Annotated in this window: 13 protein-coding genes; 4 read left to right on the top strand and 9 right to left on the bottom strand. The window is 33.6% G+C overall.

The window, feature by feature from the left end:
- Positions 1–23 precede the first annotated feature (23 nt).
- The gene (locus tag PQ462_RS15200) at positions 24–2042 is read left to right on the top strand and encodes a glycoside hydrolase family 97 protein (protein ID WP_274250628.1); all 2019 of its coding nucleotides are present in this window, start codon (positions 24–26) and stop codon (positions 2040–2042) included.
- A gap of 347 nt (positions 2043–2389) precedes the next feature.
- On the opposite strand, the gene PQ462_RS15195 is transcribed toward PQ462_RS15200, so the two are convergent.
- Positions 2390–3304 carry a hypothetical protein gene (locus PQ462_RS15195; RefSeq protein WP_121360678.1) on the bottom strand — a complete coding sequence of 305 codons (915 nt, stop codon included), beginning with the start codon at positions 3302–3304 and terminating at the stop codon, positions 2390–2392.
- A 210-nt stretch (positions 3305–3514) separates the two neighbouring features.
- Between PQ462_RS15195 and PQ462_RS15190 the strand changes: the two genes are divergently transcribed.
- On the top strand, positions 3515–4690 hold the full coding sequence (locus PQ462_RS15190) for a hypothetical protein (RefSeq protein WP_274250627.1): 1176 nt from the start codon (positions 3515–3517) through the stop codon (positions 4688–4690).
- 65 nt (positions 4691–4755) lie between these two features.
- Here the strand turns inward: PQ462_RS15190 and PQ462_RS15185 are convergent, their stop codons facing one another.
- The gene (locus PQ462_RS15185) at positions 4756–5190 is read right to left on the bottom strand and encodes a DUF6526 family protein (protein ID WP_274250626.1); all 435 of its coding nucleotides are present in this window, start codon (positions 5188–5190) and stop codon (positions 4756–4758) included.
- 323 nt (positions 5191–5513) lie between these two features.
- The gene (locus PQ462_RS15180) at positions 5514–5996 is read right to left on the bottom strand and encodes a DNA-deoxyinosine glycosylase (RefSeq protein ID WP_274250625.1); all 483 of its coding nucleotides are present in this window, start codon (positions 5994–5996) and stop codon (positions 5514–5516) included.
- Between the two features lie 184 nt (positions 5997–6180).
- Between PQ462_RS15180 and PQ462_RS15175 the strand changes: the two genes are divergently transcribed.
- On the top strand, positions 6181–7203 hold the full coding sequence (locus PQ462_RS15175) for a helix-turn-helix domain-containing protein (protein WP_183044567.1): 1023 nt from the start codon (positions 6181–6183) through the stop codon (positions 7201–7203).
- A gap of 456 nt (positions 7204–7659) precedes the next feature.
- Positions 7660–8607, top strand: a complete 948-nt coding sequence (locus tag PQ462_RS15170) for a bifunctional helix-turn-helix transcriptional regulator/GNAT family N-acetyltransferase (RefSeq protein ID WP_274250624.1) — start codon at positions 7660–7662, stop codon at positions 8605–8607.
- A 105-nt stretch (positions 8608–8712) separates the two neighbouring features.
- On the opposite strand, the gene PQ462_RS15165 is transcribed toward PQ462_RS15170, so the two are convergent.
- From PQ462_RS15165 to PQ462_RS15140, 6 genes are read right to left on the bottom strand one after another with little or no spacing between them, the layout of a single operon-like run.
- Positions 8713–9912 carry an NAD(P)/FAD-dependent oxidoreductase gene (locus PQ462_RS15165; RefSeq protein WP_274250623.1) on the bottom strand — a complete coding sequence of 400 codons (1200 nt, stop codon included), beginning with the start codon at positions 9910–9912 and terminating at the stop codon, positions 8713–8715.
- Complete coding sequence (locus PQ462_RS15160; RefSeq protein WP_274250622.1) at positions 9909–10400, bottom strand: low affinity iron permease family protein; 492 nt, start codon at positions 10398–10400, stop codon at positions 9909–9911. Before PQ462_RS15160 ends, PQ462_RS15165 begins: the two co-directional genes overlap by 4 nt.
- Before the next feature lie 10 nt (positions 10401–10410).
- On the bottom strand, positions 10411–13230 hold the full coding sequence (locus tag PQ462_RS15155; protein ID WP_274250621.1) for an AsmA-like C-terminal region-containing protein: 2820 nt from the start codon (positions 13228–13230) through the stop codon (positions 10411–10413).
- Positions 13231–13245: 15 nt separating this feature from the next.
- The gene (locus tag PQ462_RS15150; protein ID WP_274250620.1) at positions 13246–14085 is read right to left on the bottom strand and encodes an MlaD family protein; all 840 of its coding nucleotides are present in this window, start codon (positions 14083–14085) and stop codon (positions 13246–13248) included.
- 27 nt (positions 14086–14112) lie between these two features.
- Positions 14113–14892: an ABC transporter ATP-binding protein gene (locus tag PQ462_RS15145; RefSeq protein WP_274250619.1), complete on the bottom strand. Its 780-nt coding sequence runs from the start codon at positions 14890–14892 to the stop codon at positions 14113–14115.
- A 1-nt stretch (position 14893) separates the two neighbouring features.
- Positions 14894–15652 (bottom strand): MlaE family ABC transporter permease, encoded by a 759-nt coding sequence (locus PQ462_RS15140; protein ID WP_012026288.1) that lies wholly within the window; start codon positions 15650–15652, stop codon positions 14894–14896.
- Positions 15653–15760 lie beyond the last annotated feature (108 nt).

Genomic DNA, 15760 nt, shown 5'->3' with positions numbered 1-15760 from the left:
GCCGTAATTAATACCAATACATAATGAGAAACATAAGATATAGATACTGTATAATCGCCTTAGCTTCAATGCTTCTTTTTGCCTGCAGTACTAAAAAAACATATAAAATCAACTCGCCGGGAAAAGTCACCGAATTAATTTTTGAATTAACACCTTCAGGACAGCCTCAATACAGCTTTTCTAAAAACGGAAAATCGGTTATAGAACCCTCTTTGTTAGGATTTGAATTTCAGGGAATTCAAAAAATGACCGACGGTTTTGAAGTCGTTTCTACCGAAGAAAAATCTGCAGATGAAACCTGGGAACAGCCTTGGGGAGAATTCAAAAAAGTCCGCGATCACCACAACGAATTGATTGTTCATTTAAAAGAATCAAAAGGACAAGAACGTTTAGTAGATATTATTTTCAGAGTTTTTGATGATGGTTTAGGATTTCGATATGAATTTCCAAAACAGCCTAATTTAGGTAAAGTGAAAATTTCGAATGAAATCACGCAATTTACTTTTAAAGACAACAACGACGTTTGGTGGATTCCGGTACACCGCGAAAATAGTTATTACGAAAGTGAATACCGTAAAACTCCTATAAGTAAAACTGATACAATTAATACGCCGGCTACTTTTGAAACAAAAAATAAATTGTATGTAGCAATTCATGAGGCTAATTTGACTGATTTTGCTTCGATGACACTTTTAAAAACAAGCGACAAACAATACAAAAGTGATTTAGTGCCGTGGGCAGACGGAGTAAAAGTATATGTTGAAACTCCATTTAAAACACCTTGGAGAACAGTTGTTGTGGGTGAGAATCCGGGAGAGGTTGCAACTTCCACGATCATGCTGAATTTAAATGAACCTTCAAAAATTGAAGATCTTTCCTGGATTACACCTTCTAAATATATTGGAATCTGGTGGGGTATGCACTTAGAAAAATTTACTTGGGGACAAGGCCCAAAACATGGTGCCACAACAAAAAATACAAAAGAATATATTGATTTTGCTGCGAAAAACAATTTTGACGGCGTTCTGGTTGAAGGCTGGAACGAGGGCTGGGACGGCGACTGGACTGCCGACGGAAGTGCATTTAGTTTTGTAAAAGCATATCCTGATTTTAATCTGGAAGAAATTACAAAATATGCTGCCATGAAAAATGTTCGTTTAATAGGACATCATGAAACAGCAGGTGCTTCTAAACATTATGAAAGCCAATTAGAAGATGCTTTTAAATTGTATCAGAAAATGGGCGTGAATTCAGTTAAAACAGGTTATGTAAACAAATATTTGGATAAAAAAGAATGGCATGACAGCCAGTATGCATCTCGTCATTACAGAAAAGTGATCGAAACTGCGGCCAAATATCACATCATGATCGATAATCACGAGCCAATAAAAGGAACAGGATTACAGCGTACCTATCCAAACTTTATGTCTCAGGAAGGCGGAAGAGGGCAGGAATACAACGCATGGTCTGTAGACGGCGGAAACACACCGCAGCATTTAACAACTTTACCGTTTACAAGAATGCTTTCTGGACCGTTTGATTACACTCCGGGGAATTTCAATTTTGATTACAAAACACCTTCTGGAGCAAGAGTACAGACAACCCTGGCAAACCAATTGGCATTGTATGTTATCATTTTCAGTCCATTGCAAATGGCATCTGATTTACCGGAAAATTATGTTGGCAAACCTGAATTTCAGTTCATAAAAGATGTGCCTTGCACTTGGTCTGATACCAAAGTTTTAGATTCTAAAATTGGAGAATACACTACAATTGCACGTAAAGACTGGGATGAGAAAAACTGGTATTTAGGATCAATTACCAACCAAAATGCAAGAGATCTAAATGTTGCTTTATCATTCTTAGATGCCGGAAAAGAATACGAAGCCGAAATCTATGCTGACGGCAGCGCAGCGAATTACAAAACAAATCCATATCCGGTTGCAATCTCTAAGCAAAAAGTAAATAACAAAAGCGTTTTAAATATCAAATTGGCAGCTGGAGGAGGAACAGCTATAAAATTTACTCCAATTGAGAAATAAGTAGTTTATTTTGAGTTAAGTTTAAGTGAATGAACCCGATATCTTGCAAAAGATGTCGGGTTTGTTTTTTTATTTTTTTGTTTCAGGTTTGCCGTTTTATTTAACCGCAAAGCACGCCAAGAATGATATATATTGTGTTTATAAAACGCAAAGTTCGCAAAGCTTTGTGTTGATGCAGCTTTGCGAACTTTGATTGTAGGTTTTTTATAAAAAATGGCGCTTCTATGGAGTTTTGTATTTCATATAGATTATTTTCTACAAATTATGTCCTTACATCGCTCCGGCAGAAGCTTTATCATATAATTCACAATTCACAATTTATAATTAACCATTAGCCATTATTTTTTTTAGTGTTTATAAAACTTCACATGATTACCAAAACTATACGTTGCAGCAATAGTTGGTCCGTTATAACCCCATTTAAAAAAACCGTCAATTTTTGGTCTGGCAACATCAACTCTAAAATTTAATCCGGTGTATCCGGCAGTTAAACTAAAATTTTGATATACATTATACAAAACCGATAAATTATAACTCACAATTCTGCCGTCTATATCATCTATTTTTAAGGCAAAATAATTTAAGTTGGCATATAAACCCACTTTTCTTCCGAGTACAAATTCGCCCCAAATTCCAATATCGGGCAGCGGAGCAGTAAAATTAACATTGTCTCTATATTGTGCCTGTACAGTGTTTCCAACCAGTCCAACTCCAACATCGGCAAGCATTATATGAGCACCAATTAATAAACCAAGTTCATATTTCGGTTTAGAGACAATTGCATATCCATAAGCAAACCGAATCATCTGATTATCCATAAAAGCCGCAACCTCGGCATTAACAGGATACACATGATCTTTAAATTCAATTTCTTTTTGAAGCGTTTTTGTTGAATTTCTTTTTAAATAAAAATATTCCAGATTAAAACGGGATCTGCGTGAAGCACGCCATTCAAAAGTTCCAAAAAAGGAGACAGTATTGTTTTGAAAACCTAAATCACGTTCAAAATCAATATCAGTTCCAATTCTGCCGTTTGTTCCGTTCACTTCAACTTCGGTATTGTTTACAGGAAAAAAAGCACCTGCGGTTGCTTTAAACCTTCTTCCGTGCCATGGCAGATCATCGGGCTGATAATCCTGAATTTTTCTGTCGTCGTTTTGAGTTTCAGTTAAAGTATTTTCTTTAGTTATTTCGGCGGTAGTTTGTGCAAGAGCCGAAAAATAGGAAAGGGGAATTATCAAAAAATAAACTAATTTTTTCATGAGATTGATGTTTAGGTTTATTAATGAAATTTAACAATTAAAGTTAACAAAAAAAATCATGCAAATTAATTTTATACTGGTTTATTATTTTGATATTCAGATGTATATGTTTTTGCATTTTAAGAATATGGCTTTATAGCAGAATATATAAAATATTGAGTTTTGCCATTGTCGTTGTCATTCACTATATTTGAATATAAACCCTTTGTTATGAACAAGTCCTTAAAACAATACTTCGTTAAGTCTTTTATTATTTTGGCAATTGTACATTTAGCTTATTTTTTATACGGCTATTTTACATTTGAAGGAATCAAGAAAATCGATATTTACTCAGAGTTTTACAGGTTTAAGTTTTATGATGATGTGTCGATTTCGCATTTTTTTGTGAGTGGTTTGTTTCTTCTTTTCTTTTTAATTTTCTTATTGAAGAATCATGCAAGACAGCAATATTCTTCTGCTAAAATATTCCAGATTGGATTTCTCTTACTTCTGGTTTCCTTTTTTACTTTTACGTTTTTTGTTAGTTTCAGCTTTGGTCAAAATGCAAAGTTGAGAGGAGAATTATCTCAGAAAAATTACAATGAAGATAAAAAGCTGTTAAATGTTTTAAATCCTTTTTTGTACGGTTCAAGCTCGTATCATTCAGAAAAATTGTTCAATTACGAGAACATTCTATATCCAAAACCGTATCCGGTTGTTAAAGAAGAAAAACAAGTTTTAATTTACCACGATCAGTTTAATACTGAAACAACATATTATAGTATCGATACGCTGAAAGTTTTGACAGAAACCTATAATGAAGTTTCAGGAAAAACCGATTCTCTTCTAGGTTTTGCAGGCCTTGATAGAAATATTATTAAGGATAGAATTATTAAGAAAACCAGTATTGGAGACAGTACACAGGTTATCTTTAAAGGTCAGGAAGTAAGTCCGGAATACGACAAAGATATTTGTATTTTTCTTCAGAATAAATCGTTGTTCAAATCAATTCATAATGATTCAGTGCAAAAACAACAATACCAAGCTGCAGTAAAACGATATAAATTATTGTATAAATACAAACAGGATTCGCTTGAACATGAATTTGCAAAACTGGATACTTTATTTAAAAAATACAATATTGAAAGCCACGTAAAACCAAACATTCTTGTACCTGAAATTTTCTATTATGTAGAAAATCCGGACAGGTTATTTGGCGGACTGGATAATAATTTTGATCACAAAGCGCTTCGTGAAAAATTCGAGACTTTAGACCGTTATTTTTACGAGCCTAATTATCTGCATCCTTCAATAATGCCTATATTTTTTGCAGTAGTATTATCGGTATGGATAGTGCTGCTTTTGTTTTATATCCTGTTTAATAAAAGGAAGCAAAAAGATATTTAAGAATTTTAGATTTTAGATTTTATTTTGAGTCTAAAATCTAAAATCTAAAATCTAAAATGTTCATCTTAAACTCTATTATAATCAGCTCTCCAATGCACGATTGCTTTTTTGATGGCATCTCCCGTGAGGTTATTTTTTAAAGCATCTTCAAGCAAAGGCAGAAATTCATCGTCTGGAGCAAATCGCAGCGCAAATATTTGATCGTCGGTTAATTTGTGTTCAAATTCTTCAAGACGTTTTCCTGTAAGTGTAAAATAGCGGTGACGCATTTCTAAGCGCACAATTCGGTTTTGTAAAATAAGTGCATAATGCTGGCGAAGCATATAAGCAAGAAAAAATAAAAACACAAATACAGCGCTTATAAACGACCAGATCAGACATTCGTTTGTAGTAAAAGCAAAATAAACGCTGAATACCAGAAAAAGCGTTAAAACAGGATAATACACAAAATGGTGCGGTGTGTAAAATCGTATATGATTGTAATAAGTTTGAATTTTCATAATTAGGTGATTTCAAAGTACATAAAAAAAGAAAGCTACCCTAGAAATTTAGAATAGCTTTTTTCTCAAAAATAAACTAACATAACCAATGTTCTCTTTATAATCTAAACTTGTTAAAGTTTGTCTTAGTAATATCTTATAATTAAAAAAAGCCTTCCTTCATCATCAATCCGTATAAATCCTGGCTTTGATTTCTTAATTGTAAAATTATATTAGACTGAGAAATTTCGTGTTATATTTTAAAGTTCAAAAGTTATATTATTTCAACATTTTGTATTTTTTGCCGCGAAATCATAATTATTTTTTAGTCGATATTAAAATAGTTAAAGCGAAGCTATAACTTTCCATTCATCTAATTTTGACTGAAAAGCTTTACTGGCATTTGCCGGACTTGTTGAGGGCAGTGTAATAAGAGTATAGTCTTTTTTTAAATGAACATACTTTTTAAAGAACGCCGCTGCTTTTTGTCCGTTAAATAATATTGTATTGATATTAGGATGTTGTTTTAAAAAAGTTTCAAAATCATTTGCGATTTCGTTTTTTATGGCACTGTCTAAACTTCCTACGCGGTCGCAGTATTGTAAAACATCCCACAGTGCAATTTTGTTTTTTAGCAAAAGGGCTTTTTTAGTCTCATAATCAGTTGAGAAATCTTCTTTAAAAATTGTAAACATAAACTTCCAGAAATTATTCTGGCTGTGTCCGTAATATTGATTTAACTCTAAAGATTTTGTTCCGGGCATTGTGCCTAAAATCAATACTTTAGAATCTGGTGAACTTATAGGAGAAAAAGAATAGCTTTTCATTTATTGAATTAAGAAATAGTTTGTTTGAGTTAAAAATATCATTAATTAGTAATTATAAAACAATTGGGGAAAATTATATAACATTTTTGGTTTACGATTGAGCGAACTTTGAATCTGCTTTTAAAACGTAATAATGCGGGTTTTAAAATCTCATTTAAAATTACAGAATTTAAATCGAAACAAAATGAAAATAGTTACTATACATACAGAGAAAATTCAAAACATATTTGAAGAATTGAATACAAACTTCGGCGGAAAGGTAACTTTTGACGTTGATGAATATACAATGGAAGTCAATAATAACTTTGCAAAAGGGTCTATTATAGGTGCTTCCTTTAACGATAATATTTCATATGTTCAGTTTGATATGACTTTTTCGACTGATTTAAAACTAAATGTTATAAACGGATCATCTTCACCTATATATTTTGCTTATTGTTCAAAAGGCAATCTTTCGCATAGTTTTGGACTTTCAGGCGAAGAAAGAAAATTAAAAACATTTCAGACTGCTATTGTAACTTCAAAACTAAATCAGGATAATGTTTTATATTTTGAAAAAGATAAAAAAACAAAATTTACTTTAATAATTGTAGGAACACAGACTGAACCAAGCCATGCCAATTCTTTAAACCAAATGGTGAGAGAAACGTTTTTTGAAGAAAACTTAAATGAAGAATTCTTTTATGCCGGTTCTTATAATTTAAAAATCGGCGAGAAAATCGAACAGTTAAATGCCGTAACACAAACCGGAATTGTTAGAAATTTATTGAAAGAAGGAATTTTGAGAATTATTTTGGCAATGGAAATTCAACAGCATACAGATGATGTAAATTCATTTTCGAAAGAAACAAATTGTTTGAATTTAAGAGAAATGGAAGAAATAAAAGAACTTTCAGAAGTAATAAAAGCAAATCCAGAAGAGCCTTTTACTATTAAATCATTAAGTAAAAAATCAGGTCTTTCTCCAAACAAACTTCAGGAAGGTTTTAAAATGATCCACAACAGAACGGTAAACGATTATATCACACATATGCGCGTTCTAAAAGCCGAAATCCTTATTAGAACATCAGATTTAAATATCTCTGAAATCGTATACTGCATAGGATTTACAAGCAGAAGTTATTTCTCTAAAATCTTTAAACAAAAATTCAACTGCAGTCCAAAAGAATACAAGTTTAATTTGAATCCAATGGGGATTACAGCTTGATTTTAAGATGCTAAGTTACTGAGGTGCTAAGATTCTAAGCTTTCCATCACAGTTGAAAAGTAATGTCGTTAGCTATTAAGCAAGATATATATAAAGTTGCTGAGATTTTAAGATACTAAGTTGCTAAGAAAATTAGTAACTCAGAACCTTAAAATCTCAGCCGCTAAAGAATATATTAAGGTTCTGAGTCGCTGAGGTTTTTAGTTAAACGAAAGGCTCAGCGACTCAGAATCTTAATTTTTTTTGAACTCAGAATTTTAATCATTTAATGCCTTAAAAAATAATGTCGCTAGCTATTAAGCATAATATATAAAGCAAGATAGGTTAGAGAAAACTAAATTCTAAGTAAAAACTTAGCATCTTAGTATCTCAGAACCTTAGAAGCTAAAAAAAAATTTCCATCAATGGAAATTTTTTTTATACATTTGCATAACTGATTATATAATTAATTATAATATGGAATTTTTTGATAAAGTAGGCAAAGCGGCATTAGGAAGCCGTTTGCGATTAATGACAGCTGTTATTACAGATGATGCTTCTAAAATTTATGAATTATACGGTGTAGATTTTGTGCCGAAGTGGTTTCCTGTTTTTTATATTTTAACAGAAGAGAGAGAAATTACTATTACCGAAATTGCAAATGAAATTGGACACTCTCAGCCTTCTGTAAGTAAAATTATTCAGGAAATGAGTAATGCAGGAATTGTAAAAGAAAGTAAAACAGATGATAAGCGAAAAAACAATGTTGTTTTGACTGAAAAAGGAGTTTTGCTTTCGCAGAAAATACAACAGCAATTAAAAGATATTGATGTGGCAATCGACGGTATAATATCTGAATCGAAACACAATCTTTGGGCAGCGCTTGAGGAATGGGAATTTTTATTGGAACAGAAATCAATGTTCAAGCGTGTAAGTGATCAAAAAAAACTTCGCGAAAGCAAAGACGTTGAAATTGTAGAATATAAAACGGAATATCAGGAAGCGTTTCGGGCTTTAAATGTAGAATGGATTTCGAATTATTTTGAAATGGAAGAAGCAGATTATAAAGCACTCGATAATCCTGAAGAATATATTTTAAATAAAGGCGGAAAAATTCTGGTGGCATTATATCAAAACGAACCTGTAGGTGTCTGCGCTCTCATCAAAATGAACAATCCCGATTATGATTTTGAAATGGCAAAAATGGCAGTTTCTCCAAAAGCCCAAGGTAAAAATATCGGCTGGCTTTTAGGACAGGCCATTGTTACCAAAGCAAAGGAACTTGGCGCAAAAAAGATTTATCTGGAAAGTAACACAATCTTAAAACCTGCCATAAACTTATACTATAAATTAGGCTTCGAAAAAGTCTTTGGTCTGGAAACGCCATACAAGCGATGTAATATACAGATGGAGTTAGTTCTTTAAGTGAGCTGCTAAGTTACTGAGGTGCTGAGGTACTAAGTTTTTTTCTCAGCAACTTAGAGCCTTAGTAACTTAGAGCCTTAGCATCTTAGAACCTTAGTACTTTTTTCAACGCCCAAATCGATAATACTCTAAATCCAGATTTTTTTTATTGTTTATAGAATCTACAATCGAGTTCATGCCTATTACGCTAAAGGTGATTCCGTTTCCGCCGAAGCCCAGAACATAATGCTCGTTTTTCTTTGGGTCAGGTTTTCCAAAATAGGGAAGTCCGTCTTTGGTTTCGCCAAAAGTTCCGGCCCAGGAATAATCCAATTTGAAGTTTATATCAGGAAATCTTCGTCTAAATTGTCTAAGTAATGATGCCTCTTTTTTGGGTATTAATTTATCACGTTTTTTGGGATCTTTAAATTCCTCATCGCCGCCACCCATAATAATTCGGTTGTCAGAAGTAGCGCGATAATAATAATATGGTGAAGATGTATCCCAAATAACAGCATTTTTTAAAATTGCAGGTAATTCAGGAACACTTTCTGATGCGAGCGCATAAGTACTTTTTAAATCGACTATTTTTTCCTGAACTGTTTCAGTGCTTTCATAACCAGTGCAATGAATAACATGATCGGCTGTTATGGTGCATCGGTTTTCGGTATGAGCCACACATTTTCCTTTTTGAGTATGAATAGAAGTGATGTTGGTTCGGTCAAAAATCTGCATTCCGTTTTCATAACAGTAATACAATAAATCGCAAGCAAGTTTAAACGGATCCATAACAGCAGCCGTTTTTGATTCGATTGCTGCTATGGCATTTAATCCCATTTTTTCGAGTTCATATTTGTTAAGCCACGTAACATCAAAATCATGGTATTTACGGGCTTTGAATTCATTTTTTAAAAACGGGATATCTTTTTTGTAAGATGTAAAATAAATACTTTTTTTAAATTCAAATCCACAGTCGCTTTCTACAGTATCAATTATATTTCGCAGGTCAAAAATGGCTTTTTTACCATTTCTATAACTCTCTACAGCACACTGTTCTCCCCTAATTTTTATTAATTCATGCAATGGCACATCAATTTCATATTGAAGTAAGGCTGTACTTGCCGCAGTACTTCCATTTGCGACATCACGGCGGTCTACCAATACTATTTTTTTTCCTTGTGTAATTAATTTGTAAGCCATTAAAGCACCGGTTATTCCTCCGCCAATAATCAAAACTTCAGTTTTAATATCGGCATCAATTGAAGGATAACTGGTATTCATTGCATTTTTTAAAGGCCAAAAAGTTTCTGTCGAACGTAATTTCATTTTTTATCTGTATTTCGTGCAGCACGATGTTTGGTTCTGTTTTTATCTTTGTACTCATGCTGCGAATGTGCTTCGGCAACAGAGTGAGAGGTTCTAATGCTTTCATCTTTTTTAGCCAGCTCAGCTAAATGATGATAATATTTTTGAATAATAACCATTTCTTCTTCGGTCATATTTTCAATATCAACCAGACTATTGCTTGAGCGCTCACCTGAAGCTACCAATTCGTTCAGCTTTAATTGAATGGCCAAAGAATCTTTATTCTGGGCTTTCTGGATTAGAAAAACCATCAAAAAAGTAATAATGGTGGTTCCGGTATTGATAACCAATTGCCAGGTTTCAGAATAATCGAAAATAGGCCCGGAAACTGCCCAGGCAACCACAATAACAAAAGCGCCTATAAAAGCAGTAGTGCTTCCGGCTGCTTTTGAAACTTTTGAAGCAAATTTTTCAAATGCACTTCCGCCATTTTGTTTTTTCTTTTTCATTGCATTTTCATTAGGATTTCTTTTTGCTTACTTTTTCTTTTTTGACCACTTTGTTATTCTTTTCGTCGTAAACTGCTCCAATAATTTTTTGGCCTGTTTTACTGAAAATTTTAATTTTAGGATTTTCGTGCGTTCCGGTAATTACGATTGGAAAACCTATAATACCGCCCGGCGGCAGCCCTAAACGCATTCTTAAATCTAAAAGTCCATCGAAACTCGTTGTTCCTTTAATTGTGGGTTTAAAACTTGCCACACTAAACGTAAAAGGCTCAATATTGATTAGATTATTATTGATGTTTGATTTGATTTCAATTCCCTCCATTTTAGGATCGTCCAATCCTTTTTGACCAGTTTGAGAACTCACACTTTCAAATAATTTTAAACCTTTAATTTTTACATCACGAAGATTAATTGTTCCGTCTCCTTCAAGCGATTCGTAAATTGGTCCCATATTTCCGTTTAAATCACCTTTTATTTTGTAATCAACAGAAATAATTCCCTGTGCTTTTTCGGCGGCAGTTACCATATCGTGAAACATCGGAATTTCTTTGTAAGCACGCTGTACGCTGAAATCTTTTGCCGTGAAATGTGCATCAAAATGTGCAGAAGTCGGTGATTCGTCTTTATATGTTGCATTAACTCCAAGAATACAGTCGATAATATTTAAAGAAGTATTTTCTAGATAGAAACCGCCTTTGGTAATGCCCACTTTTCCTGAAAGTTTGTTTAGGTTTAATCCGTTATATTCTACTTTATCGGCATTTGCAGTAAGCGAAACATTTAAGTTTTTAGGAATCATAACCACACCGCTCATTTTTGGATGGTCTTCTTTGGCATAATCAACTTCGAGTTTTCGGTCTTTATTTTCACCTTTTTCCAGCGCCATAAATTCATCTACATTGATGAGTTTAGATTTCATATTAAAGTCACCGCTTAAAGTTCCGTGCGATTCCAAAAAATAATTTATAGTATTTAAAAGATATCCGTTAATATCAAAATCAGATTTTCCGTAAGAAGCATAGAATTTTTCAAACCACATTTTCTCGTTCTGAAAACGGAAGTTTCCTTGTTTTATAAAAAAAGCTTTTGGGAATAATTCTGAAGTAGTTTTGATATTTTTAAGCAGAATTGTGCCTCGGTTATCCAGTTTGCTATATTGCCCCGTATTGGCGTAGCTTTGTTTTCCTTTAAGAGATAAATCGGCTTTTGCGTAACCGGTTACATCAAGACCTTTTTGTGAAAACACCTGATATATTCGGCCCACATTGAGTTCTCCTTTAATTTTAGCATTGTAGGACAGATCGCTGAAATCTGATAAGGCCATATTTACATACATGGGGTTTCCTTCAAAAACAAAAGAAGCGGGAGAAACAGCTACAATTAAATCTTCGTAAGTCCCGGCTTTATTAAGCACGTTGGCTACAAAGGTAATATCTGTAATTGGGTTAGGGTAGTAGTCTGTTTTCAGCCATCCTTTTCGAAGCGAAATACCACCGATTGTTTTAGGAAACAGTTTTTTTGAGGTGCTGAAAAGCCCTTTTGCCTGAATATTGGTTTTTAAAATTCCTTTTAAATCAATTTTTTCCAAACCAATTGCAGCGTCAACAACAGCAAGATCCAAAGCACCTTTTATACTGGCATCTACATTCATTTCGCTTAAACCTTTACTATGCAGATAAGCGTTGAAATAATCTTTTTCGCCTACTTTAAAACGTAAAGTTCGAAGGTTTACCAATAACTGTTCAGTATCAAGAGAGGGCAGCATGGCATTTAAATCCATTTGGAAATCGGTAAGCGGAACGGGCGCATTTTGATAACTAACGGCTCCGTCTTTTATCTTTAGATTAAAAGCTAAATTGGGTTTTTGTTTTTTCGAAACATTGTAATCTCCTTTAAAGGAAAGTACCAAATCGCTTTTTCCTGAAATTTCGGTTTTTTCCAGCCAGGTTAAATATTCCGGAGGCATGACAGAAAGTAAATCTTTTACGGTTGTGTTTTCTGATGCTGCTTTGATATTAATTTTATAACCGTCTCTTAAAATGGTAAACAAACCGGTAAACTTTAAAGGCAGTTTGTTAATCTGTAATTCATTTTTTTGAAGAATAAATGAAAGTGCGTGCGTATTGATTCTGGTAATTAAATCAGCGCGGACGGCTTTTTTTCTTAGATATGCAGTTCGGTTGTAGTAGAAATCCAGCGTATCGATTTTTGCATCGGTATTTAAATCGAAAATATCATCGCTCAGGTTTCCTTTTCCAATATAATTGAAACCTTTGGCATCGACTAAAACTTTAGCCGAGCGGTCGTTGTATTTTACGTGGCAGTTTTCTAAATCAATTCGTTCTAATTTTATTGCTGTTCCTTCTTCGGGAGCATTTGGATCTTCTTTTTCGTTTTTTCGGTCTTCAGGCGCAACGTAAATATTGTAATTGGCCTGTCCTTTTTCGTTGACCATTACATTTATTAAAGCGTTTGAAACATATAATTTATTGATTTTAACTTCGCTGTCAAAAATTAATCTTTTCAGGTTTATTCCAAAAGCCACCTGATCTGCTTTTAATAAAGTATCATTTCCAAATGGTTTTGAACCCGTCATAGATATGTCATCAAGTGAGACAGTCAATGAAGGGAAATGGGTAAAAAATGAAAGTTTAGACTTCGAAAATTCTAATTTGGTATCTAAACGTTCGTTTGCAATTTTTTTAACTTCTGAGGCTACTTTTCCGGGAAATAACAGCGGAATCAAAAAAAGTAACAGCAGTATTCCCGCTATTACTATTCCTGTCCATTTGAGTATTTTAAGGCTTATATTTTTATATGAAGTTTTCATGGCGCAGAGTTTTAGTTATTTCTTTTCAGCCTCTTTCTTAGCATCTTCAGCTTTTTGCTTTTCTTTCTCTTCTTTGGCTTTTTCCTGTTTTTCTTTCTCTTCTTTGGCTTTGGCTTCTTTTTCTTTAGCAGCCTTTTCCTGTTGTTCTTCTTTTTTCTCTTTTATTTCTTCCTGTTTTTTCTCTTTTTCCTTTTCTTTTTTCTTGAAATAGCCTCTAAACAGGAAATTACTTTTGGCAGCTTCCATATTTTCGCTGAAACCTTTTGTACCAGTTTCCAGATTCGAAAGCGTATTCGAAACACTGTTTGCCATTTTATCATCTCTTACTAATCTAGCCAGCGCGCCGTTTCCGTTGTTCATACTGTGGCTGAAAATGGCCAGTTCTTCTGAAATAACCCCTACATTATCAACACTTTTTTTAACGCTTTTCATGATGTCGTTCATTTCAATTCCGTTGATAGAAGCGATGGCGCCGTTGTCTTCGATTACTTTTGTAGATTTTACGCCCGGAGTAATAGTCAATACTTTATCGCCCATTAATCCATCTGAACCAATGCTGGCTCTGGCGTCTGTTTTTATAAATTCTCGGACTTCATCTTTTATAACCATTGAAACGACTACCGAAGAATCATTTATCAATCTGATTTCTTCGACTGTTCCAATGTTAATACCTGAAAAGCGGACATTGTTTCCAACTTCTAAACCGCTTACCGTTTTAAATTTTGATGTGATGTGGAATGTTGAACCAAATAGGTTTTTTTGTTTTCCAATAAAATAAATGGCGATTATAAAAAGCAACAGTCCAACTGTTACAAACATTCCTAATTTCCAAGTATATCCAGATTGCTTCTCCATGATTTCTACTATTTTATTTTGCTTTTTTTATTCAAAAAATGAGCGTACCCATTCGTCTTCGTCTTTTTCTAATTCTTCGTAAGTTCCTTCGGCATGAATTACACCGTCTTTTAAAACCATAATTCTGTCAGCTGTCATTTTTGCACACGCCATATCGTGCGTAATAATGATCGATGAGGTTTTTTGTTTGTGTTTGATATCAAGTATTAATTCGCTGATTTCTCTGGAAGTAATAGTATCTAATCCTGTTGTGGGTTCATCATATAGAATGATTTCGGGTTTTAAAATTAATGTTCTGGCCAAACCAATTCTTTTTCGCATTCCGCCTGATAATTCAGAAGGCATTTTATCAATTGCATCGCCAAGGCCTACACTTTCAAGGGCTTCTATCACTTCATTCTCAACTTCTTCTTCGCTTAAATCCCTTTTGTGGGCGCGTAATGTAAAGGCCAGATTTTCTCGTACCGACATTGAATCGTAAAGAGCACCGCTCTGGAATAAAAATCCAATACGGACACGCATTTTATTTAATTCATCTTTTGAAAGGTCCAGTACATTTTCATCAAAAACAATTATTTCGCCCTGATCTGGTTCAATCAGCCCCACAATACATTTTATAGTAACTGATTTTCCTGAACCTGAACGTCCTAAAATCACTAAATCTTCGCCTTTGTTCACAGTAAGATTAACGCCTTTTAGAATTTGGTTGTCTTCGCCAAAAGTTTTATGCAGGTTCTTAATTTCAATAATTGGAGTCTGCTTTTTATCTTTTGATTTTGGTTCGGTATTTTTTTCTTCTTTAATCATCTTAATAAATTAAATCAGTTAATTGCACGGCTACCATATCAATAATAAATATGCTTAGAGAGGCTGTAACTACTGCCGAGTTTGCAGCGTGTCCTACACTTTCTGTTCCATTTGCAGCATTAAATCCTTTATAACAGCCAATCATTCCTATGAAATAGCCAAAGAAGAATGTTTTTATCGTTGCGGGAATCAGATCTGAAAATTCTAATGATTGGATAATCTGGGTTAGATATCGGTAGAAATTAACATCACCATGAATGTTTATTCCGGCATAACCGCCTATAATACCAACAGCATCTGCAAAAATTACTAATATAGGCACCATTAAGGTACAGGCTAAAATTCTTGTTACGACTAAATAATTGTAAGGATTGATGGCAGAAACTTCCATAGCATCTATTTGTTCTGTTACTTTCATCGAACCCAGTTCGGCACCAATTCCCGAAGAGATTTTTCCGGCGCAGATTAGAGCTGTAATAACTGGAGCAATTTCTCTAATTAAAGAAAGCGCCACCATACCAGGAAGCCAGCTTTCGGCACCAAATGTTACTAATGTAGGTCTTGATTGAATTGTTAATACCAATCCCATAATAAAACCTGTTATGGCTACTAATGGAAGTGATTTGTAACCAATTAAATAACATTGTTTCAAAAACTCTTTTGTCTCATAAGGGGGAATAAAAACCTCCTTAAAAAACCTATTGGCAAATAATGCAGCATTACCAATTTGTGCGAATGTATTTTTTAAGCTGAGAATCAAAATGTTTTGTTTTTAAGTTAGTTGTAGTTTCAAAATCAAATATTTAACAGTTTTTTCCACTTTTTAAATTATATATGAAAGTTACCTCTATACTTGTTAAAAAACTTT

Source organism: Flavobacterium sp. KACC 22758, from assembly GCF_028736135.1.
GTDB lineage: Bacteria > Bacteroidota > Bacteroidia > Flavobacteriales > Flavobacteriaceae > Flavobacterium > Flavobacterium johnsoniae.
Note: the sequence above shows the minus strand (reverse complement) of the source record. Positions and strands in the feature narration are given on the sequence as shown.